The following is a 21,299-nucleotide window of genomic DNA, read 5'->3' on the forward strand; positions in this document are numbered from 1 at the left end:
CTCAGTCAGGAAAACCAGCCAGCGGGGCCAGGTGTGCGCAATCAGATAGTGATGAACCACGCAACGGTGCGGGTGCAGTACGGCATGGCGCAGTTTGTCGAACAATGCGCCGCACATGGGTATGCAGGCGTTTCGGTATGGGGGGCGGAGGTCGAGAAGGTCGGATTTGCCACCGCCCGTTCGATGATCGCCGATCATGGGCTTTTCGTGTTTGGGTACAATCGCGCCGGACCGCTCATGGGCCCCGACTTCCACCGGAAAGACGAAGCGATGGATGCAGCGCGCCGGGAAATCGATCGCGCAGCCGAAATCGGTGCCGATCACGTCATGCTCTTTCCCGGTGGCTTCGTATCTGGCGAGAAGGATCTGAGCGGAGCGCGGCAACGGTTCGCGGAGATGGCGAAAGTGCTTCTCGACCATGCGAAGACGGCCGGCATCCGTCTGGCGCTGGAACCGTTGCATCCGATGCTCGTGGGCGACCGGACCTGCATGGGGACACTGCGCCATGCCAATGATCTGTGTGACCGGTTGGGGGAAGGTACCGGTATTGTTGTCGATGCCCATCATGTCTGGTGGGATGAGGCGCTGGAACCCGAGATTGCACGCGCAGGGGCGGCTGACCGGATCTTGGCCTTCCATGTCAATGACTGGTTGTTGCCCACGCGCCATCGTCTGACCGACCGTGGCATGATGGGAGACGGGATCATCGACCTGAAGGGCATGTGGCGCTCAATTCTTGGCGCCGGCTATGACGGCCCGCTGGAGGTCGAGATCTTCTCTGAAGACTGGTGGGCAGAGCCCGGAGACAGGGTTCTGGAAATCGCCATGCAGCGATGCCGTGAAATCTTCGACGGAGACACTGATGCGTGATTTCGAACCGAATTTGCCACAGCCGCAACTCAACGGCGCATCGCGCATTTATGCAGTGTTCGGGGACCCGGTTGCGCAGGTCCAGACACCGCGCATGATCAATCCCCTGTTTGCCAGCCATGGACACGATATCCATGCGGTTCCCTTCCGGGTGACACCGGCCCAGTTCGAGGCGGCGTGGCAGGTGTTTGCAGCGCTCGACAATGTGGTGGGAATTGGCGTCACGGTGCCACACAAGATTGCCGCGGCCCGGCGCTGTGCATTGCTGACCGATGCAGCCCGGGCGGTAGGGGCGGTGAACTGCATAAAACGCCGTCCAGACGGCTCGATGCACGGTGCGCTTTTTGATGGGGTCGGGTTTGTGGAAGGGCTGGGAGCCCACCGCGTTCGGCTGGAAAACGCGCGCGTTTTGATGATCGGAGCGGGTGGCGCGGGCCGGGCCATAGCGCACGCCCTCGCAAGAGAGGGAATTCGCTCCCTCGCCGTGCTGGATCCAGATGCCGAAGCAACACGTTTCACCGTCGAAATGGTCAACGGCTCCTGTGGTTTTCAGCTCGCATCCGCTCCCGCGAAAGCGCAACTAAGCGAGGTGGATGTGCTCATCAACGCGAGCCCAGTGGGGGTGAAGCCGGGTTTGACGCTGCCGATCGACCTTGCAGAGCTGGATCAGGCGATGCTCGTCGCGGACATTGCCTGCCTTGACCGGGAAACCGGTCTTCTCGAGGCTGCCCGCAAACGGGGCTGCGCCATCAGCGATGGCAACGCCATGCTGAAGGCTCAGATCGAGCTTATCGCCGGATTTGCTGCGGGGTTCGAGCCGGGCGAGCCGGTGCGGCAGGCTGAACAAAACGCAACGCCACGAAGCTAGGCGCCGGTCTCTGCAAGATGGGCGGCAATCGCGCCGACCTGTCCATGGATCATGTGAAGGCCGGAATGGGTGCGGCATCCCAGTCGCTCGGCATGTTCAAGCAGCCGGGTGGTCTCCGGTTTCGCAATGACTTCCGCAACCGTCATGCCGGCCTGGAGAGCGTCGGGGCTGATGGGGAGAGGGTCATCGGGTTTCATGCCCAGAGAGGTCGCATTGATCCATATCTCGTCGGGCTGCGGCGTGGCAGCCGTTGCAGCGGTGACCCTGCCGGCCCCAAAAGCCTCGTTGATCCGCGTTGCGAGTGCCTCGGCCTTGTGTCGGGTCCGGTTGACAATCGTCAGCCGTGAAACGCCGGCCAGAACAAGCTCTGCGGCGATTGCCATTGCTGCACCGCCGGCTCCGATCATGGTCACGGATCGGCCCTTTGGCTTGATGCCCTGTTTGACAAGGCCGCCGACAAACCCCCTGCCGTCGAACTGGTAGCCGCAAAAGGCACCGTCGGCCTCGCGTCGGACAACGTTCACGGCTCCAACCAGTTCGGCCAGCGGATCGAGGCGGTCGCACAGGGCCAGGGCGCTCTGCTTGTGTGGCAGCGTGATGCCGAAGCCGACAAGATTGGGCAGGGCCTTCAGGCCGGCCCAGATCGTTTCCAGCTCTGTGATGGGCACATGGAGCGGCACGCATACAATGCCGGCGTTCATCCGTGCAAACAGCGGATTGATCGCTTCTGGCGTGCGCGCCTGCGCGATGGGATCACCGATGATTCCCATGAGCCTCGTGCTACCTTCAATGGGTATCACCGTCACCAGCTCAGCTCCTCGCGCGGCAGCCAGACCAGACTTCCATCCTCCACGCCAACAAGGAGGCCGGGCAAACCCGTCCCCGTCAAATCGACCGCTTCGGGTGCGGCAACATGCATTGCCATTGCTATGGTTTCGCCGCGAAAGCTGAAGGGCTTGGGATGGGCGAAAACCGGCTCGCTGGCAGTACCAACATTCTCAAGGTAGAAAATACCGGCCTGTCCGGTCGTGTGGCGCGGCATCCCGCCGGGACCCGGAGGAACCGAAGCGCGGGCATGAGTGCCCACGATGAGATCGAGCCGGCCGCTCATGGTCCAGTCGCAGACACACAGTTTCACCCGGCCGCGTCCACCACCCACATCCTCGGTGAAACGCATCGGTGTGCCGTCTTCCCAATGAAGATGTCGCTTGTCGCCGAGTTCTGTCTCGCCGAGTTTTCGATAGTCGGAGAGGACGCCTTCCTCATCGAGGGTGAGATAGTGAAGTCCATTGCCCTGGAGCCAGTCGGTCACTGCCGGGCGCACACGCCATACGGTCTTCAGGGGCTTTCCTTCGAAGCTCAGGCGCTGGGGTGCCGCCAGTTTCGGCGGCGAGCCGCCTAGATTGCGGTACAGCGTCTGATATCCGGTCACATCTCCGACGAGGATATCGAGACGGCCGGTGCCCGACCAGTCCGCAGCCGTGGGGCAACTGTATCCGAACATCTTCTCCGACGGCCCCTGTATGGAGCCCGTGGGGCCGGCGGCGATACGGATCGGCTTTCCATCGGCCTCAAGCATTGTTTCTCGTGAAAGCGCCGGTGCCTCAGGCGCGCCGGTCATCTCGTAGTACAGGAGTTCGCCGGTGCTGTTGCCAACCACCAGATCAATGCGCCCGGTGCCGGTGAAATCCGCGGCAACGGGGCAGGGCAATACGCCCGCGTGAACAATTGGTCGTGTGGTTTCCACCCGGCCGGCATGTTCGAATACCGGATCGCCGTCGATCGTCTCCCCCGTATTGCGCAGGAAGGTCACATATCCATCTTCCGCACCGACCAGTATGTCGGGCCGGCCGTCACCATCCCAGTCGACGATGCAGGGCATGTGAATGCACTGGTCGAGCTCAAGCGTGTTGCCGCAGGGGCTGCGAAGCAGTCTTGTGCGGTCGAACTGATGTCCCTCGACCTGATTGGCGATGTGAAGAATGTTCCAGAACTCACCGCACACGATCGAGGTGGTCTTGCCATCATCGAAGCTCGCCAGGGCAGGGGCGAGTTGCCCGTAAACCTCCAGGGGCACGTCGCCACTCATCAGCGGGCGCCCCTTGCCAAGGCGCGGGTTGGACAGCGGCCCTTCGACCTTGAATGCATAGACATAACCGCGCAACGGGCCGCCCAGCCAGCGATTGGCCGGATCGTATCCGCGATATCCTTCGTCGTTCCATTCCAGCCCGTTTGGCCAGTAATCGTCCCAGTAATCCGTGCCGACGATCAGTTCCGGCCTGCCGTCACCATCGATGTCGTGAAACCGGACCATATGAAAATATTCATTGCCCTTGACCCATTCGGCATCGAGTTCAAGCACTATGGGATCGGCAAATTCGGGGTGCTGCCTGCTGCCGATATTCGGATGAACATGGATGGTCTGGCGCATGCGTGAGGCGGAGACGAGGTGGAAGCTGTCTCCATCCTTTACTGATGTGACGTAGCCGCGCACATTCTCCACCACTTCCTGTTCGCCCAGGCGCGGCGTTCCGTCCGCGTTCCGTCCGATTTCGCGGCGCAGAAAGACCCGCCCGTCATAACAGGGGTCCCAGGCCGAAAGCAGCAGATCCCGCCCTCCATCGCCGTCCCAGTCGACGACATCGACACAAGTGATGATCCGTCCTGCGACGGGCGCACTCTCCACCTCGGGAGCGTAACCGAGAGCCTGGTCACCGTAGAAAGGTCCCTTCCATACGGTGGCATCGTCTTCCCATCTTTTCACACTCAACGCACAGGACCCCATGTTCAATTCAAATTTGGAATGCTATTCTAATTTCAGTTTTCACAATGTACACACCCTCTCATGAACAATCACAACAAACCTACCAGCTCTCCGGTCTCAGGCGTCATGCCGGTGATGATCACGCCTTTCACGCGAGAGAACCGGCTCGATCACGGCGCACTTGAACGGTTGATCGAGTGGTATCTGGGGGCGGGGGTGGATTCGCTTTTTGCTGTCTGCCAGTCGAGTGAGATGCAGCACCTGTCATTATCGGAACGCGTTGCATTGGCCGAGGCAGTGGTGCGCATCGTCAACGGACGCGTGCCGGTGATTGCATCGGGGCACATTTCCGAGGCCATGGCCGATCAGACCGCTGAACTGCTGGCCATGGCCAGCACCGGCATTGCAAGCCTTGTTCTCGTCACCAACCGTCTCGATCCGCACCGCGAGGGGACGGAAGCGTTCAGGCGCAATCTCGATCAGCTCCTGGAAGCGTTGCCACACGATATCGATCTGGGGCTTTACGAATGCCCGGCGCCTTACCGGCGCCTTCTGAGCGACGAGGAACTGCGGCTGTGCCGCGATACCGGTCGCTTCGTGGTGCTCAAGGATGTCTCCTGTGATCTGGCGACCGTTCGGCGCAGAGTGGAGATCGTGCGCGGGTCAAGGCTGGCGATCGTCAATGCCAATGCGGCCATCGCGCGCGAGGCCATGCGTTCCGGTTCGGAAGGGTTCGGCGGCGTTTTCACGAATTTTCATCCCGACCTCTACGTCTGGCTTTATGCCAATTGCCACCGGTCCGATGCGCTCGCTGAAGAGTTGACGGCCTTCCTCGCGCTCTCCGCCATGGCCGAGGGAATGGGCTATCCCAAGATTGCCAAGCGTCTGCACCAGCGCCTTGGGACCTTCGACTGCATCCACTCGCGTGTGGTGGATTACGATCTTGAAGACAGACACTGGGCCGCTGACGAAATACTCAGCCATATCCTGAACGCTGGAGAAGAGTTCCGCCGGCGCATTGCACGGTGCTGAGCGGGCAATTTGCATTTGGTTGAATGGCAACATATAGGTGCAGACACGTATCCGTGGTTGTAAGGTTTTTTGACGATCTGCCGCTTTGCTGCCACAAATCGTTTACAGCTTGCTAATCGATTTCGGGTATGGGGTGCGGAGGGTGCCTCGGACCATCTGAAATCGGGTGCACTTGATCAGTGCATTTTTGCAGGGGACTTTTCGGAGCAATGAGCGGGATTTCGATGTTCGGGGAGACTTTACGCGCATGAAATCTCGTAGCTTGACGGGCTGGTCTCTGGCTCGAAGCTTTTCCTCGGTTGTAACGTTTGCCGCGTGCGCCGCACTCCTGTCAGCCTGCAATTCGACGACGCCGAAGGTGGCCGTCAAGAAAACCAAGTCCAAGGAATATTTTGCCGAGTCCGAATATGGCGTGAAAGCCAGTCCGCGGGTCGCTGCAAAACCCTCGAATCTGCGCCGCGGTGGCGGGCGCTATCAGGTTGGAAAACCCTATCAGATCAAGGGCCGGTGGTATCACCCGAAGGAAGATCCCGACTATGAGAAGGTCGGAGCAGCCTCGTGGTATGGTGATGCCTTTCATGGTCGTCTGACCGCCAATGGCGAAGTCTACGACATGACCCACCTCACGGCAGCGCACCCGACCATGCCGCTGCCAAGCTACGCCCGCGTAACCAATCTGGACAATGGAAGCTCGGTCCTCGTGCGGGTGAACGATCGCGGCCCTTTTGCGCACAATCGGATCATCGATCTGTCGAAGCGCGCCGCGCAACTGCTTGATTACCAGAGTGCGGGCGTGGCCAAGGTAAAGGTCGAATATGTCGGCCCGGCACCGCTGGAAGGTCGCGACGACGAGTATCTGCTTGCTTCCTATCGTCCCAATGGCGTCGCGCCCGATCCGGGTGTGGGCCTGCCGAGCGGCGTTATGGTGGCGATGAACGGACCGACGCCGACGGCAACACTTCCGGGCGTGAAGGCGGCAGACGCATTCGCCGGACAGCCTGGGCTGACGCCGCCAGAGCCGGTTGCCACTCCAGCGTCTCTGGAACTGCCCGTCACGGGCCCGGTCGTGCCGCAACGACCGCTCGCCCTGCCGGATGAGGATGGCGAACGTGACGTTGCATTCCTCTCCTATGCGGACCAGCGGGTGCGTGCAGCTGCGGATGTGTTCGACACCGTGCTGCAAAATGGTGACCTCCAGCCGCACGACATTTCCAGTTGGTGGCAGAACCGAAACTCACCGCGTGGGATGCCGGCCAGCGGGCCATATGTCAGCATTGGTACCTTTGACGATGAACAATCCGCCCGGGCCCACGCAGAGGCCCTGGCGCCGGTTGGAAAAGCGCTGATTGAGGTGGCGACCGACAGTTCGGGCGCGCTTCGTTACTCGGTGACACTCCTGCCGGAGACACCCGACCGGATCGATGACGCATTGCGCGCCGCCTGGGCCGCCGGCGCGCAGGATGCCTTCATCGTCCGATAACCCGGACAATCGCTTGATTTTGGGTGTATCCTGTCGCTAGGTTCGCACGGTGTTCCGCGTCTGGGGGTGTGCTCGTGTCGATTTTGGTCAGAAAGGCCCTGTTTCTCGCTCTGTGCTGCATGTTTCTGGGCAGTCAGGCGGCTTTCGCCCAATTGTTCGAAACGCGCGCCCGGCAGGCTTTTCTCGTTGATGCCGCCACTGGCACGGTTCTCTTCTCAAAAAATGCGGATGAGCGCATTCCACCCGCTTCGCTTGCAAAATTGATGACGATGGAGGTTGTCTTCCATGCCATCAAAAGCGGCCGTCTGTCGCTGGAAGACACTTTTTATGTCAGCGAGAATGCGTGGCGCACCGGAGGAGCCGTGTCGGGTACCTCGACGATGTTTGCGGAAATCAAGTCCTCGGTGCCGCTGGAAGCCTTGATCCAGGGTGTCGTGGTGCAGTCCGCCAATGACGGCTGCATCATCATTGCCGAAGGGATGGCAGGCTCGGAAGAAAACTTCGCAAAGCTGATGACGGAACGCGCGCGGGCGATCGGTCTGGAAAACTCGAACTTCGTGAATTCGACCGGACTTCCCGCCGAAGGGCAGCACGTCACCATGCGGGACCTGGTGAAGCTGGCGATCCACCTGTGGCGGGAATATCCCGAATTCTACAAATATTACGCGCAGGAATCCTTCACCTGGAACAAGATCCTGCAGCGCAATCGCAACCCGCTTTTGCGCATGAACATCGGTGCGGACGGTCTGAAGACCGGGTACACGGAGGCCTCCGGATACGCCATCGTTGGTGCGGTGAGCCGCAACGGGCGTCGGCTGTTTGCGGCTTTGAGCGGACTGGACAGCGAGAATGAGCGTGCGGAGGAGTCGCGCAAGCTTCTCGACTGGGGCATACGTGCCTTTGAGAAACTGGAAGTTTTCTCCGCCGGGGAGACGATCGGGCATGTGGCGGTTTTCGGCGGCGAGAAATCGGAGCTTGCAGTGCGTGCCGATGGCCCGATCGCGATTTTCCGTCCCATCATCAATTCCGACCGGCTGCTGGCACGCATTGTCTATGAGGGGCCCGTGCCCGCTCCGATTGAGGAGGGGACGAGGATTGGCACGTTAAAGGTCTGGATCGGCGAAACGCTCAGCCAGGAAACGCCACTTTACGCGGCAGAATCGATCGGAAAGGGCGACCTGTCGGACCGCGCGCTCGATGCCGTGGGCGAGTTGCTGATCGGCTGGCTGCGAAAATACCGCTCCTGATAGCGACCCGTCCACAGAATGGCCTCACACCCAAAGTTCCGCATGGACCTGGCAGCGGTGAACGCCTAAACAGAATGCGCCGGATAAACTGTCTGGCGAAATTCATCCAATGAAAGAGGGTCTCTTGTCTCGCGGTTTCTTCATTACGTTCGAGGGAGGCGAGGGGGCTGGAAAATCGACACAGATCGAGCAGCTTGCGCATGTTTTACGTGCTGACGGGCTGACCGTCATTGTCACGCGGGAGCCCGGTGGCTCTTCAGGCGCCGAGGCGGTGCGGCACGTGCTCCTTTCAGGAGCTGCCGAGCCTTTCGGACCGGCCATGGAGGCCGTGCTTTTCGCTGCGGCCCCGCTCGGACCATGTGGAACAGGTGATCCGTCCCGCCATCGAACGGGGCGCGGTGGTTCTGTGTGACCGCTTCATGGATTCGTCCAGGGTCTATCAGGGGGTAACCGGGAATCTCGATGCCGCATTCATGAAAGACCTGGAGCGGGTGACGGTAAACGGCATGGTCCCCGATCTGACATTGATTCTCGACATCGATCCGGAGGAGGGGTTGCGTCGCGCCGGTGCCCGGCGCGGATCGGATGCGCCGGACCGTTTCGAAAAGGAAACCATCGCCATCCATCGCAGGCGGCGCAAGGCCTTTCTGGAAATAGCAAAGGCAGAGCCCGACCGCTGCGTGGTCATTGATGCGGCGATGCCGGAAGAGAAGGTGGCTGCCGCCATAGAGCGCGCAACACGCATGGCCATGGCTGCGCGGGAAGGGGGCGGCGCCAATGTTTGAGCGCACTGCGCCCGAGCGTTTCGACACGCTGCCTGACATCCCCGACCCGGCTGAAAATCCGGTTCTCGTTGGCCATCAGAATGCCGCCGACATGCTGGCGGGTGCCTATCGTGCCGGGAAACTGCACCACGGATTGCTGTTTGCCGGTCCCCCCGGAATTGGCAAGGCCACGCTTGCGTTTCACCTGGCCAATCATCTGTTCTCCAACCCGCAATGGGACAGGGCACCGGACCGTTTTTCGCCCCCCGATCCCAACGCCCAGAGCTTCCGGCTGATCGCGCAGGACGCCCATCCCTCGCTGCTTCATCTGACGCGGCCATTCGTGGAACGCGACAAGAAATTCAAAACGGTCATCACCGTGGATGAAATCCGGCGCATTCAGCGCTTTCTTTCGCTCACGCCCCATGATGGCGGATATCGGGTCGTTATCGTCGATCCGGCCGACGATCTGAACATCAGCGCTGCCAATGCGCTTTTGAAAAGCCTTGAGGAGCCGCCGCCGCGGACGGTTTTCATACTCATTTCCCACTCTCCGGGACGACTGTTGCCAACGATCCGGTCACGCTGCCAGGTCATGCGCCTGCAGCCGCTCGCCGCCGCCGAACTTGCCGCGCTGCTGCGCCAGCTCGGCGTGGCCGAAAGCGGCAGCGATGAAGAGATTGCAGCGCGCGCGAAAGGCAGTGTCAGGAATGCGATCCTTCTCTCGCAATTCGGCGGTGCCGAGATCACCGATGCGCTGGAGAGTCTGGTCAAGGCACGGCGTTTCGATGCGAATGAGGCGCTGCGGCTGGGAGACGCGGTCAGCGGAAGGGAGCGCGGCGTGCAGTTTTCGATCTTCAATCGCGCCGTGCTCGATCTGGTCAACCGGCGAGCGGTCGCGTTGGCTGAAGCCGGCGACGTGACGGGAGCTGCAAGGGCAGCCGAGATGTGGAACGAGATCAACACCGCGATCCGAGATGCCGAAACCTTCAATCTCGACCGGAAACAGCACGCGGCAGGGCTTTGTGCCAGGCTAAATGCCGCTTTCGGCCCATGAAGCGGTTGGTTGGGCTGGCATGCGCATTCACGATGCGCTATCTCCGCTTCACAAAACAATGAATGTTCTGGACTTTCCCCCAAATGGCCCGCGACAAATTTTACATCACGACCCCGATTTTTTATCCCAATGGCAAACCGCATATCGGACATGCCTATACCGTCATCGCCACTGACGCGGTTGCCCGCTTCCAGCGCCTTGACGGCAAAAATGTCTTTTTCCTTTCGGGAACGGACGAGCATGGCCTGAAGATGCAGCAGACCGCCGACAGGGAGGGCATCACGCCGCAGGAGCTGGCGGATCGCAACACGGCCGTTTTCCGTGAGATGATTGCGGCCATGGGCGGGTCCAATGACCAGTTCATCCGCACGACCGAAGAGCGTCATCACCGCGCCTGCCAGGCGATCTGGAAAAAGATGGCCGACAATGGCGATATCTATCTCGACCGCTATTCCGGCTGGTATTCGGTGCGTCAGGAAGCCTATTTCGACGAAAGCGAGACGACCGTCGGAGAAGACGGCGTCCGCCGCGAACCACTCGGTTCGCCCGTCGAATGGAATGAGGAAGAGACCTACTTCTTCCGTCTTTCCGCCTATCAGGACCGGCTGCTGGCCCATTATGAAGCCAATCCCGACTTCATTGGTCCGAGCGAACGCCGCAATGAGGTGATGAGCTTCGTGCGCTCGGGCCTCAAGGATCTTTCGATTTCGCGTTCCACCTTCGATTGGGGCGTTCCCGTTCCAGGCGACGAGAAACACGTGATGTATGTCTGGGTGGATGCGCTCACCAATTACATCACCGCTGCCGGCTATCCCGACACGGAAAACGAGAACTGGTCCCACTGGCCGGCCAGTGTCCACATGATCGGCAAGGACATTGTTCGCTTCCATGCCGTCTATTGGCCGGCCTTCCTGATGTCGGCAGGGATCGAGCTGCCAAAGCGCGTATTCGCGCACGGATTCCTGTTCAATCGCGGTGAGAAAATGTCGAAATCGGTCGGCAATGTCGTCGACCCGTTCGCTCTGATCGAGCATTACGGCCTCGATGCCGTGCGCTACTTCTTCCTGCGGGAAGTGCCGTTCGGACAGGACGGAAGCTACAGCCATGACGCCATCGTGAACCGGACCAATGCAGACCTGGCAAATGATCTGGGCAATCTTGCCCAGCGTTCGCTATCGATGATTGCCAAGAACTGCGATGGCAGGGTGCCGGAAAAGGGCACCCAGACGGAAGCCGATCTCGCCATTCTCGCCATGGCTGGCGAAGCGCTCGATAGTGCGCGCAAGGCAATGGAAACGCAGGCACTGCATCAGGCGCTTTCGGCTGTTTTCGGTGTCGTGGCCGAGGCAAACCGTTACTTTGCCGGCCAGGAGCCGTGGGCGTTGAAAAAGACCGATCCGGCCCGCATGCAGACGGTTCTCTACACGACCGCCGAACTTGTGCGCCGCGTGGCGATCCTGTGTCAGCCGTTCATTCCCGGTTCTGCAGAAAAACTGCTCGACCTTCTGGCCGTGCCTTCCGACGCCCGATCGTTTGCGCATGTCGCCGATGATCACAGCGCGCTCGTTTCCGGCGCGGAACTTCCTGCGCCAAAGCCGGTTTTCCCGCGATATGTCGAGCCCAAACCGGAGAATGAGGGAGCCTGACATCAATGCTGGTAGACAGCCATTGCCATCTGGATTTCCCGGACTTCGAAGAGGACCGCGCCGGCTTCATCGAGCGTGCGCGCGCAGCCGGGGTCGGGCTTATGGTCACGATCTCCACGCGCGTGCGCCAGTTCGACCGCATTCGTGCCATCGCCGAAGCCCATGAGAACGTTTTCTGTTCGGTGGGAACCCATCCGCACAATGCGGACGAAGAGCTGGACGTGACGGCCGAAGAGCTCATCAGGCTTTCGCAGCATCCGAAGGTTGTCGCAATCGGTGAAGCCGGTCTCGACTATTTCTACGACAAGGCACCGCGCGAAGCGCAGGAAAAGGGCTTTCGCACGCATGTCGCGGCAGCCCGCGCGACCGGATTGCCACTCGTCATTCACGCGCGCAGCGCCGACGAAGACATGATGGCGATCCTTGAGGAAGAAACAGGGAAGGGGGCATTCCCCTTCATTCTGCACTGCTTTTCTTCGGGAGCGGCCCTCGCTGAGACCGGCGTGAGGCTGGGCGGTTATGTCTCCTTCTCGGGGATTTTGACGTTTCGCAATTCCCAGGAACTGCGCGACATTGCCGCCAGAGTGCCCCATGACCGGCTTCTGGTCGAAACGGACGCGCCATATCTTGCACCGGTTCCCAAGCGCGGAAAGCGCAATGAACCGGCCTTCGTGGCCCATACCGCAAAGGTTCTGGCGCAAACGATCGGGCTTTCCGATGAAGCCACTGCAGACCTGACGACGGAGAACTTCTTCCGCCTGTTCAGCAAGGTTCCACGGGATGCCGCGCGGTGAGTGATACACTTCGTTTGACGATCCTTGGATGCGGTTCTTCACCGGGAACACCGCGCATTACCGGCGACTGGGGTGCCTGCGATCCTGCCAATCCAAGGAACCGCAGAAGGCGCTGCTCGGCATTGGTGGAGCGTGTGTCCGAAACCGGCACGACCCGGGTGGTGATCGACACCGGCCCCGATTTCCGTGAACAGATGATATCGGCAGGCGTGGAGCGGCTCGATGCCGCCGTCTTCACCCATCCCCATGCCGATCATATCCACGGGATAGACGATCTGCGCGGCTACGTTCTCAACCAGAACCGCCTCATGGATATCTATGCGGACAATCCGACGCTTGAGCGTCTGATGGAGGCCTTTGGCTATTGTTTCAAAACACCGCCAGGCAGCAATTACCCGCCGATTCTCAAGGCGCATCCCATCAGCCATGAAGAGCCGTTTCTTATCGATGGGGAGGGCGGACCGCTTCAGTTTCAGCCGCTTCCGCAAATTCACGGCGATATTCTCTCGCTGGGCTACCGGATCGGAGGATTGGCATATTGCCCCGATGTGAGCCAATTTCCCGACGACACGCCGAACCTGATCTCCGGCGCCGAGGTTCTGGTGATCGACGCACTGCAGTACCGACCGCATCCGAGCCATTTCTCGCTTGCTCAGGCGCTGGAATGGATTGAGCGGCTTTCTCCCAAACGTGCCGTGCTCACGCACATGCATATCCCGCTCGATTACGAAACGGTGTTGCGTGAAACACCGGATCATGTTGAGCCTGCATTCGATGGAATGGTGATCGAACTTCCACTGGAGGAGAATCTGTGGCGATGAGCAAGAGTGTGGTTCGCGTTCAGTCGGCCGCAGAGGCTGCCGGCCTGAAAATCGAGATCCGGCGGATGGGAGAATCCACCCGGACCGCCGAAGAAGCAGCGACGCAATGCGGCTGCAGCGTGGGGCAGATCGTCAAATCCCTGATATTTCAGGGCCAGACCAGTGGCAGGCTTTACCTGTTTCTGGTGCCAGGAGACAGAATGCTCGACAATGACAAGGCAGCCGGGCTTGTCGGCGAGACGCTGAAACGCGCCGATCCGAAGCATGTTCGAGACGTGACAGGGTTTGCCATTGGAGGCGTTTCACCATTGGGACAGCCTGACGATGTGGCGCGCTTTGGCGATACATGTCTGCTTGAGGCCGGTATCGTGTGGGCTGCCGCCGGTGCTCATGATGCCGTGTTTTCAGCAGAGCCCGGCGCGCTGTTTCAGGCCGCAAACGTCCGACCCGCCGATATATCGATATAGAAAAGTTCCATAATCTATCTTATGCGATCCATGCTCTGTAGGCGCAAAGTTAAAATGTCCTGATTCTGCAAAGTAGGAATGTCACTCTCCCGGTGTTTGGACCACTTGGGAGATTGCGAGTTTGGGACTGATTTTGATGAGCGAACGCGAACTGCAACGCGTCGAGGTTTTATCGAAGGTTGCCGAGGGTCGCATGACGGTCGTCTCGGCGGCGCATGTGCTGGCGCTGAGCCAGCGTCAGGTTCGCAGGCTCTTGAACAGGTTCCGCCTGGATGGTGCCGCCGCGCTCCGCCACAAAGCGCGTGGACGACTATCGAACAACCGGATCGGCAACGGTGTTCGGGACTACGCACTGACGCTCATTCGCGAGCGCTATGCCGACTTCGGCCCCACCCTGGCCGCCGAGATGCTTGCGGAACATCATGGTCTCGTGGTTTCGCGTGAGACCTTGCGGACATGGATGCGTGAGGCTGGCATCTGGCTGTCACGCAAGCAGCGGCGCACATTCCATCAGCCACGATTGCGCCGCGAAGCCTATGGTGAGTTGGTTCAGATCGACGGTTCTGAGCATCGCTGGTTCGAGGGCCGCGGCGATCCCTGCACCCTGCTCGTGTTCATCGATGATGCGACCAGTACATTGATGCAGTTGCTGTTTGTGCGCTCAGAGAGCGCCTTCACCTATTTCGCAGCTCTGGAGCAGTATCTGGCACAGCACGGTCGGCCGGTAGCGTTTTATTCCGACAAGCATTCAGTATTCCGGGTGGCGAAGACAGAAGCCAAGGGTGGTCAGGTTATGACGCAGTTCGGCCGTGCTTTGTCGGAGCTCCATATCGAGATCCTGTGCGCCAATTCCAGCCAAGCAAAAGGCCGCGTCGAGCGCGCCAACCGGACGCTGCAGGATCGGCTCGTGAAGGAACTGCGACTTCACGACATTTGCGATATGGAAACAGGCAACGCTTTCCTGCCAGGGTTTATGGAGCGATACAACGCGAAGTTCGCGAGATCCCCTGCCCGCCCGGATGATTTGCACCGGCCCATGAACGTCGCACCGGATCGTCTGCGCGATATTCTGTGTAAGCGCGAGATGCGCTATGTCGGTCAGCAGTTGGCGTTTTCTTTCGAGCGCAAGCGCATCATGCTGGAGGAGAATGATGTAACGTGCGGTCTGGTCGGCAAGTATGTTGATACTTATGCCTTTGCCGACGGACGGCTCGACATACGCTGGAAAGGACTGTCGCTCCCCTATCGCGTGTTCGACAGGGACCAGCGTGTCACCCATGCGGCTGTGACCGAGAACAAGAGGCTCGGAGAGGTCCTCTCGTGGATTAAGGATCATCAGGATGACGTGTCGTCACCACGAGTGAAGACAAACAGCCAGAAAGGCGATTATCGCAAGCGCGACCGCAAACCCGGGCGCAGGACGGACTTTGTAAACGATCCGGCCGTCAACGCGCGGCGTGAGCAGGCACTTGCGAGGTTGAAGGCGGCCGAATGATCGTTTCGCCGTGCCGCAAACCAGCTGCCATCTCCCACACGGGGCCGTCTGAGGCGGGCGATGAGTAGCCTCCCCGGCCCTATAAGGCGTATCAAACTGCCAGCCCGACGACCTCATGTTCTATAACTTGAACAATATCGGTGAGATCGATGCCAGGGTAGTGCTCGCGCATTCCCGCCAACATCACTTCGTCCGGCCACTCCTCGGTTCTTCCGAGATAGGCCGCTACCGAACAAAGAGGCATGTCCGTGCATTTGAGAACATTGACGACTACCGATTGGCTGGGGTCATCGTCGCATAAATAGCGCATCGGACCGGGAGTGATGCGTGTCTCTCGCCACCGGATCGTCGAGGTCTTCTCACCGCGCAGAATCATAGGGAAGAGGCGACCCACAACGCCGAGTGTCTGAATGGAATTATTCATCACGAAAATTATAGCTGTATCTCAAAGGACCGCAAGGAAACGCGCCTTGCCCTTCGCACCGTGTCGCGATGAGGCTGTCAAAGCTAAAGTTGATGAGCCAGGCTGGATCGCCCCCGACCGGGCTGCGCAACCCTGACCAGCGCCGCCCGGTCGGGCGCTCACGCTAGAGCATGGAACAACGACGGGGACATTTCTACTTTGCACACAATCGGACATTCCAACTTGGTTGCAACAAACTCTAACGTGTTGGGCATCGGTGCGGCGCCTCCGTTCGGATCGTCAGGCCGACTCTTTTGTCGACGCCAGCGTTTCAGTGATCGACCGAACGGACAGCGTGATCATAAGCTTCGACGGTTCGCCTTGCGCGTTCCCGCACGGTAGCCACGCTGTCGCCGGGACGGTAGAGCCCGGTTCCCAGACCGAAGGCGCGCACGCCGATGCGGACATAGTCGGCAATAACAGAATCGGAAACGCCGCCGACGGCACAGACCGTGATTTCCTTTGGCAGAACCGCCCGAACCGCGGATATGCCGGAAACGCCCAGCACGGATGCGGGAAAGAATTTCAGAACCGACGCGCCGTTCTTGACCGCCAGAAGCGCCTCGCTGGGTGTGAAAACGCCCGGCATGGAAACCATCTTGTGTGCGACGCTGCGGCGTATGACTTCCGGATCGGTGTTTGGACTGACCACCAGCTGGCCGCCAATATCGTGCAGCCAGTCGACCTCCTCGACGGAAAGGACTGTCCCTGCCCCGATCTGTGCCTTATCGCCAGCGTGACGGATGGCCAGTTCAATTGACTGAAACGGGTCGGGCGAGTTCAACGGCACCTCAATCGAGCTTATGCCTTCTTCGATGAGCATCTCGACCATGCCGGTTATGTCCTGCGGTTGAATGCCGCGCAAAATTGCGACAAGGGCGCGCTGCGAACCGGGCCAGACGGGAACGGAAACACTCATCTCTAACAACCCCAGATTTGTTGCGCATATCGGAAAAGCCCGCCGCGCGATGCTTTTTCGGCATTGATGATGGAAATCTCAAAGCCATTTAATTTCAGCGCCTTGCGGTAAAGCTCTGAAACGGGACCCGAGGCGATGAGCGTGACATTCTTTTCCGCTCCAAAAAGGCTTCGAGCAGCCGCTATCTCTGCACCGATCAACAGTCCCGACAGCCGCAGCGCGCCGCATGTGCGGTCCTCAAACCCAAGAAGCTGTGACGCGCGAACGCCGAAAAAGGACGCCCATACACGCTCTGGGTCACTTCTGGCCTGTTCGATCGCCTCAAGAAACAAAGCGTCATTGTCGCTTTCCTGCCCGGCGTCATCCACCGCATGTTGCAAGATGGAGTGTTGGGTCAGGAGTGCGTAAATCTCTCCGGTCATGTATGTGGTGAAGTGGTCAAGACGCCGGTCTTTCACCCTCACCCACTTGCTATGCGTTCCGGGCATGCAGACCAGAGCATCGTCTGCCGCGCTCGCGTCCAGCGCTCCGGAGAGCTGCGTCTCCTCACCGCGCATGACATCTGGCACTTCCGGGTCGTTCTGCGCCACACCCGGCAGAATGCGCACATCATGATCCGCCTCCACCACGCGGACCGCCTTGTGTGCGATGGACCTTAGATCGGCGGGCGCATGCACATAAGGCGCTTCGACCCATCCCTGCCGGGCACCCGCCATTCCGCATATCAGAACCGGCGTCCCCGATGGCGCATTCACCTTTGCAAGATGCCTGCCGAGCACCGCGCGAAAACCGTGACGTGCGGCGTGCATCATCCCCTCGCCGCTCCTGCTTTCAGACACCACTCCACCGCCGCGGTCCAAAAGCCAGAGGCGGAAACTGCTGGTGCCCCAGTCGACGACGGCGAAGGATGGATTGGAAGAGCTGGTCATGTCCCCTGGAATGCAATCTGGATGTGTTCGACCTCATCATTAGCCGGGACGGTGCCAATGATGAAGTGCGAGACCGAATTTTAATCGGCCGGAGTGGTGAAAGAAACAATCGCCAAACGATTTGCCGGCACATGAAGAGACTTCCAGACATCACGCTTCGATACGCCGAATGTTTGTGCTTGCGTATAGGGTTTCGTTGCATATATACGGGCCTCGCCAAGCCTGAATGAACAGGCCAGACATCTGCTGGTTGGAGAGGACGCCATGTCTCAAGACGCCCTTTTCCAATTGGGGATGGATTCAGTTGTACTGAACACCGCCCAAAAGGAAGAAGATTTCACAGCGCAGCCCGCATCTGCGGATTGCGAAGACAAAGATCACTTCATCGAGAAGAACGGCGTGCTGTGCGCCGGATCGCACCTGATCGTGGATCTGTTCGACGCCAAGCGGCTCGACGATCTGCCCTATATCGAGAAAACCCTCGTTGACTGCGTGAATGCAGCCGGCGCGACGCTTTTGCACATCCATCTGCACCCGTTCGAGCCCAATGGCGGCGTGAGCGGCGTTGCCGTGCTGGCTGAAAGTCATATCTCCATCCATTCATGGCCGGAGCGCGACTATGCGGCAATGGATATCTTCATGTGCGGAGATGCAAAGCCCGAGCTGTGTATCGACGTTCTGCAGCGCGCCTTTGCGCCTGGGCGCATGGAGGTCAACGAACTCTTGCGGGGACGAAACGGGTGAGCAACCACAAGCCGGTTTCCGAGACACTGCATGATGGTGTCAGCGTCGTGTTCGATGTCGACGATGTCCTTTACGAGGAAAGCACTGGGCATCATCGGCTGTCGCTCATTCAAAACACCGTCTTCGGCAAGCTTCTCATGCTGGACGGTGCGGTTCAGGTCACGAGCCGCGACGAGTTCATGTATCATGAAATGCTGGCCCATGTGCCGCTTGCCGCGCATGACAATCCGGCCAGCGTGCTCATTATCGGTGGCGGTGATTGCGGTCTTGCCGAAGAGGTCCTCAAGCATGATCGCGTACGCACCCTCACCCAGGTCGAGATCGATGCGTCCGTTCTCGAATTCTCGAAGGAACATTTTTCGGACTTCAACGCGCCGGTGTTCAGCGACGACCGGTTCCAGGTGGAGATCGCCGACGGTGCCGCCTTTGCAGCCGAGACCGAAAAACGCTTTGACGTGATCCTGGTGGATTCGACCGATCCCGACGGTCCGGGCGCTGCCCTCTTCACGCCCGGCTTCTATCGCGATCTGAAACGCATCTTGCGGCCGGGCGGGATCGTTGTGTCGCAGAATGGCGTGCCCTTCCTTCAGCCGGAAGAGTTCAAGGATGCCATGCGGGGCCTCGCCTCGGTCTTTGAAGTGGTCAGCTCCTATCTCGTTGCAGTGCCGACCTATTTTGGCGGCCACATGACGCTTGGCTGGTCCACGGATGCGGCAGAGACACTGAGCGTGGACGAGAGCGTCCTGGCACGGCGCATGGCAGGAATCGAGACCCGCTATTACACGCCGGCTCATCACAGGGCTTCGTTCGCCCTGCCCCGTTTCATCGAAACACTGCTTCAGGAAGCGACGGGCAAAGGCTAGGCGCGGGCAATTTCTGCCCGCCTCCCTCTCCCCTCTCCGGCCAGGGATTGCGTCAACGGCCCGTGAAGAACGGAATTTTTGACGAAAGTTCCAGTTCGATCTGCTGCGCCCGGCCATAGGCGGCCCGTCCCATGATCCGGTTGATATACGCTTTGAAGACCGGGCGCTCGGGAACCGCTCCCAGCATGTTCATCGTGTAGTTGATTGCCGTTGCGAGTTGCGTATCGGCTGCGGTGAACCGGTTTCCAGCAGCAAATCTGCGCTTTGTCAGGCAGCGCTCCAGATAAGCCAGCATGTCTTCATAAAGACCGAAGGGATACTGATTGTTTTCATATTCGAGCCCGTGCACATTCGCACAGACCACCGGATCGAAAACGGCATCGCAATAGACCATTGCGGTCAGATATTCGCCACGGCAGGGATCGTCGATTGCAGGTGCAAGACCGGCTTCCGGAAAGCGGTCGGCCAGAAAAATGGCGATGGCGGCCCGCTCCGTGATGACATGATCACCCATCACGATTGCCGGTACTTTCTTGCTCGGCTGTATGGCGCGGTAGGGTTCGGGAACGCCCTGTGCGGAACGGATATCGACAACCTCCAATGCGTATTGGATACCGAGTTCCTCAAGAAGCCACAGGATGCTGGATGAGCGCGACCATGGCGCGTGAAAAAATGTCAGCATGTCAATTCCTCCAGATTGAGGCCGCTGCCCGGGCCCTGCCGGCCGGCTGGCGCGTAGCCTGTTTCAAAGCGACTGTTCAGCTTCACAGTCGCCCGGTTTCCGTCCCGCCGCCAGACCGATGAGCCGTTGCAGGATCGCCGCTCCTGCCATCCTTCTGTCAGGAGCGTGCGATAGAACGCGGTTAAAAACAAAAAAGGCGGCTCAAAAGCCGCCTTCTGGAAATGGTCATTGTCTGTTGCCGGAGCCGGTGCCGCTATTTCGACGTCACCCGGCCCCGTGCCTTCTGCCTCAGTTCGGCAGCTTGTCGTCAATGCCCTTGATATAGAAGTTCATGCTGAGAACCTCGCCATCGGGTGCAGCCTTTCCTTCTTCAAGCCACAGCGTTCCGTCCTGTTTGTAGACCGGGCCGGTAAAGGGGTTGAAACCCTCGTCCTTGATCTTTGCCTCGATCTCCTCGGCCGCCGCCTTCACATCATCGGGCATGTTGGTGTACGGCGCCATCACGACGTGACCATCCTTCATGCCACCCCATACATCATGCTGTTCCCAGGTGCCGTCCATGACAGCCTGAACACGTTCGATGTAATACGGGCCCCAGTCATCCACGATCGAGGTGAGCTGGGTCTCGGGCGCGAACTTGATCATGTCGGAAGCCTGTCCGAACCCCTTGATCCCACGTTCTGCCGCAACCTGAAGCGGGGCGGTGGAATCCGTGTGCTGGGTAATGATGTCGACGCCCTGGTCGAGCAGCGCCTTGGCAGCATCGGCTTCCTTGCCGGCATCGAACCATGTGTTGGCCCAGACGATCTTGACCTGGAAATCCGGGTTGACCGACTGCGCGCCGAGCATGAAGGCGTTGATGCCCATGACCACCTCGGGGATCGGGAAGGAGGCGATATAGCCGGCCACACCCTTTTCCGACATCTTGGCCGCGATCACGCCCTGCACATAGCGCCCTTCATGAAAACGCGAATTGTAGGTGGCCACATTGGGGTGGTCGCGCTTGAAGCCGGTTGCATGTTCGAACTTGATGTCGGGGAACTTGGCGGCAACCTTCTGCACCGGATCCATGAACCCGAAGGAGGTCGCGAAGATGATGTCGCATCCCGAACGGGCAAAGCGTTCGAGGGCGCGCTCGGCATCTGCCCCTTCCGGAACGCTTTCCAGATAGGCCGTTTCGACCTTGTCGCCAAAATGCTCCTCGACATCGAGCAGGCCCTGATGGTGCTGGTAGGAATATCCGAAGTCGCCGATCGGACCGACATAGATCCAGCAGGCCTTGGTCTTGTCCTGCGCGGCGGCGGGTGCGGCACCGAAGGCGATGGCCGCGGTGCTTGCGGCTAGTGCCAGAATGAGTTTTTTCATTGTTGACGTCCTCTCTGTTGACTGAGTGC

At 59.6% G+C, this 21,299-nt stretch carries 20 protein-coding genes and 1 pseudogene; 14 read left to right on the forward strand and 7 right to left on the reverse strand.

Translation table 11 applies throughout. The features are described from left to right. Positions 1–51: 51 nt before the first annotated feature. Both AB2N04_RS12130 and AB2N04_RS12135 read left to right on the forward strand, forming a co-directional pair. Entirely contained in the window at positions 52–870 is an 819-nt protein-coding gene (locus tag AB2N04_RS12130) for a sugar phosphate isomerase/epimerase family protein (protein WP_367714726.1), read from the forward strand. Then, positions 863–1,738 (forward strand): shikimate dehydrogenase, encoded by an 876-nt coding sequence (locus tag AB2N04_RS12135; protein ID WP_367714727.1) that lies wholly within the window; start codon positions 863–865, stop codon positions 1,736–1,738. The genes AB2N04_RS12130 and AB2N04_RS12135 overlap by 8 nt, the downstream gene beginning before the upstream one ends. Here AB2N04_RS12135 and AB2N04_RS12140 read toward each other — a convergent pair. Then, complete coding sequence (locus tag AB2N04_RS12140; RefSeq protein ID WP_367714728.1) at positions 1,735–2,544, reverse strand: shikimate dehydrogenase; 810 nt, start codon at positions 2,542–2,544, stop codon at positions 1,735–1,737. The two genes, AB2N04_RS12135 and AB2N04_RS12140, sit on opposite strands and share 4 nt — an antisense overlap. Then, complete coding sequence (locus AB2N04_RS12145; protein WP_367718797.1) at positions 2,541–4,502, reverse strand: FG-GAP repeat domain-containing protein; 1,962 nt, start codon at positions 4,500–4,502, stop codon at positions 2,541–2,543. Before AB2N04_RS12145 ends, AB2N04_RS12140 begins: the two co-directional genes overlap by 4 nt. Before the next feature lie 81 nt (positions 4,503–4,583). Here AB2N04_RS12145 and AB2N04_RS12150 point away from each other — a divergent pair, with 81 nt between their 5' ends. The 10 genes and pseudogenes from AB2N04_RS12150 (at position 4,584) to AB2N04_RS12195 (ending at position 15,305) form a co-directional block, all read left to right on the forward strand. Beyond that, entirely contained in the window at positions 4,584–5,534 is a 951-nt protein-coding gene (locus tag AB2N04_RS12150; RefSeq protein WP_367714729.1) for a dihydrodipicolinate synthase family protein, read from the forward strand. Positions 5,535–5,781: 247 nt separating this feature from the next. Next, on the forward strand, positions 5,782–7,014 hold the full coding sequence (locus AB2N04_RS12155; protein WP_367714730.1) for a septal ring lytic transglycosylase RlpA family protein: 1,233 nt from the start codon (positions 5,782–5,784) through the stop codon (positions 7,012–7,014). 119 nt (positions 7,015–7,133) lie between these two features. Then, positions 7,134–8,261: a D-alanyl-D-alanine carboxypeptidase family protein gene (locus AB2N04_RS12160; protein WP_367718798.1), complete on the forward strand. Its 1,128-nt coding sequence runs from the start codon at positions 7,134–7,136 to the stop codon at positions 8,259–8,261. Between the two features lie 124 nt (positions 8,262–8,385). Continuing rightward, positions 8,386–9,046, forward strand: a pseudogene (gene tmk, locus AB2N04_RS12165) (dTMP kinase). Further along, positions 9,039–10,082, forward strand: a complete 1,044-nt coding sequence (locus AB2N04_RS12170) for a DNA polymerase III subunit delta' (RefSeq protein WP_367714731.1) — start codon at positions 9,039–9,041, stop codon at positions 10,080–10,082. Before tmk ends, AB2N04_RS12170 begins: the two are co-directional and overlap by 8 nt. A gap of 83 nt (positions 10,083–10,165) precedes the next feature. Continuing rightward, positions 10,166–11,728: a methionine--tRNA ligase gene (gene metG / locus AB2N04_RS12175; RefSeq protein WP_367714732.1), complete on the forward strand. Its 1,563-nt coding sequence runs from the start codon at positions 10,166–10,168 to the stop codon at positions 11,726–11,728. Positions 11,729–11,733: 5 nt separating this feature from the next. After that, entirely contained in the window at positions 11,734–12,522 is a 789-nt protein-coding gene (locus AB2N04_RS12180) for a TatD family hydrolase (RefSeq protein ID WP_367714733.1), read from the forward strand. Then, positions 12,519–13,343 (forward strand): MBL fold metallo-hydrolase, encoded by an 825-nt coding sequence (locus tag AB2N04_RS12185; protein ID WP_367714734.1) that lies wholly within the window; start codon positions 12,519–12,521, stop codon positions 13,341–13,343. Before AB2N04_RS12180 ends, AB2N04_RS12185 begins: the two co-directional genes overlap by 4 nt. Further along, complete coding sequence (locus AB2N04_RS12190) at positions 13,340–13,810, forward strand: YbaK/EbsC family protein (protein ID WP_367714735.1); 471 nt, start codon at positions 13,340–13,342, stop codon at positions 13,808–13,810. The genes AB2N04_RS12185 and AB2N04_RS12190 overlap by 4 nt, the downstream gene beginning before the upstream one ends. A 121-nt stretch (positions 13,811–13,931) precedes the next feature. Continuing rightward, positions 13,932–15,305, forward strand: a complete 1,374-nt coding sequence (locus AB2N04_RS12195; protein WP_367714736.1) for an ISNCY family transposase — start codon at positions 13,932–13,934, stop codon at positions 15,303–15,305. 91 nt (positions 15,306–15,396) lie between these two features. Here AB2N04_RS12195 and AB2N04_RS12200 read toward each other — a convergent pair whose 3' ends face one another. The 3 genes from AB2N04_RS12200 to AB2N04_RS12210 all read right to left on the reverse strand — a co-directional run bounded on the left by AB2N04_RS12200 (position 15,397) and on the right by AB2N04_RS12210 (position 17,616). Beyond that, the gene (locus AB2N04_RS12200; RefSeq protein WP_367714282.1) at positions 15,397–15,729 is read right to left on the reverse strand and encodes an ASCH domain-containing protein; all 333 of its coding nucleotides are present in this window, start codon (positions 15,727–15,729) and stop codon (positions 15,397–15,399) included. 310 nt (positions 15,730–16,039) lie between these two features. Then, the gene (locus tag AB2N04_RS12205) at positions 16,040–16,687 is read right to left on the reverse strand and encodes a 2-dehydro-3-deoxy-6-phosphogalactonate aldolase (RefSeq protein ID WP_367714738.1); all 648 of its coding nucleotides are present in this window, start codon (positions 16,685–16,687) and stop codon (positions 16,040–16,042) included. Positions 16,688–16,689: 2 nt separating this feature from the next. Then, positions 16,690–17,616 carry a 2-dehydro-3-deoxygalactonokinase gene (locus AB2N04_RS12210; protein ID WP_367714739.1) on the reverse strand — a complete coding sequence of 309 codons (927 nt, stop codon included), beginning with the start codon at positions 17,614–17,616 and terminating at the stop codon, positions 16,690–16,692. A gap of 264 nt (positions 17,617–17,880) precedes the next feature. On the opposite strand from AB2N04_RS12210, the gene speD reads away from it, so the two are divergent. Next, on the forward strand, positions 17,881–18,360 hold the full coding sequence (gene speD / locus AB2N04_RS12215) for an adenosylmethionine decarboxylase (RefSeq protein WP_367714740.1): 480 nt from the start codon (positions 17,881–17,883) through the stop codon (positions 18,358–18,360). Continuing rightward, positions 18,357–19,223 carry a polyamine aminopropyltransferase gene (gene speE / locus AB2N04_RS12220; protein WP_367714741.1) on the forward strand — a complete coding sequence of 289 codons (867 nt, stop codon included), beginning with the start codon at positions 18,357–18,359 and terminating at the stop codon, positions 19,221–19,223. The genes speD and speE overlap by 4 nt, the downstream gene beginning before the upstream one ends. Positions 19,224–19,275: 52 nt before the next feature. Here speE and AB2N04_RS12225 read toward each other — a convergent pair whose 3' ends face one another. Beyond that, positions 19,276–19,905 carry a glutathione S-transferase family protein gene (locus AB2N04_RS12225; protein ID WP_367714742.1) on the reverse strand — a complete coding sequence of 210 codons (630 nt, stop codon included), beginning with the start codon at positions 19,903–19,905 and terminating at the stop codon, positions 19,276–19,278. 288 nt (positions 19,906–20,193) lie between these two features. After that, on the reverse strand, positions 20,194–21,270 hold the full coding sequence (locus AB2N04_RS12230) for a BMP family ABC transporter substrate-binding protein (RefSeq protein ID WP_367714743.1): 1,077 nt from the start codon (positions 21,268–21,270) through the stop codon (positions 20,194–20,196). Between the last annotated feature and the right edge of the window lie 29 nt (positions 21,271–21,299).

Origin of the sequence: Nitratireductor sp. GISD-1A_MAKvit (assembly GCF_040819555.1) — a bacterium.
Taxonomy (GTDB): domain Bacteria; phylum Pseudomonadota; class Alphaproteobacteria; order Rhizobiales; family Rhizobiaceae; genus Nitratireductor.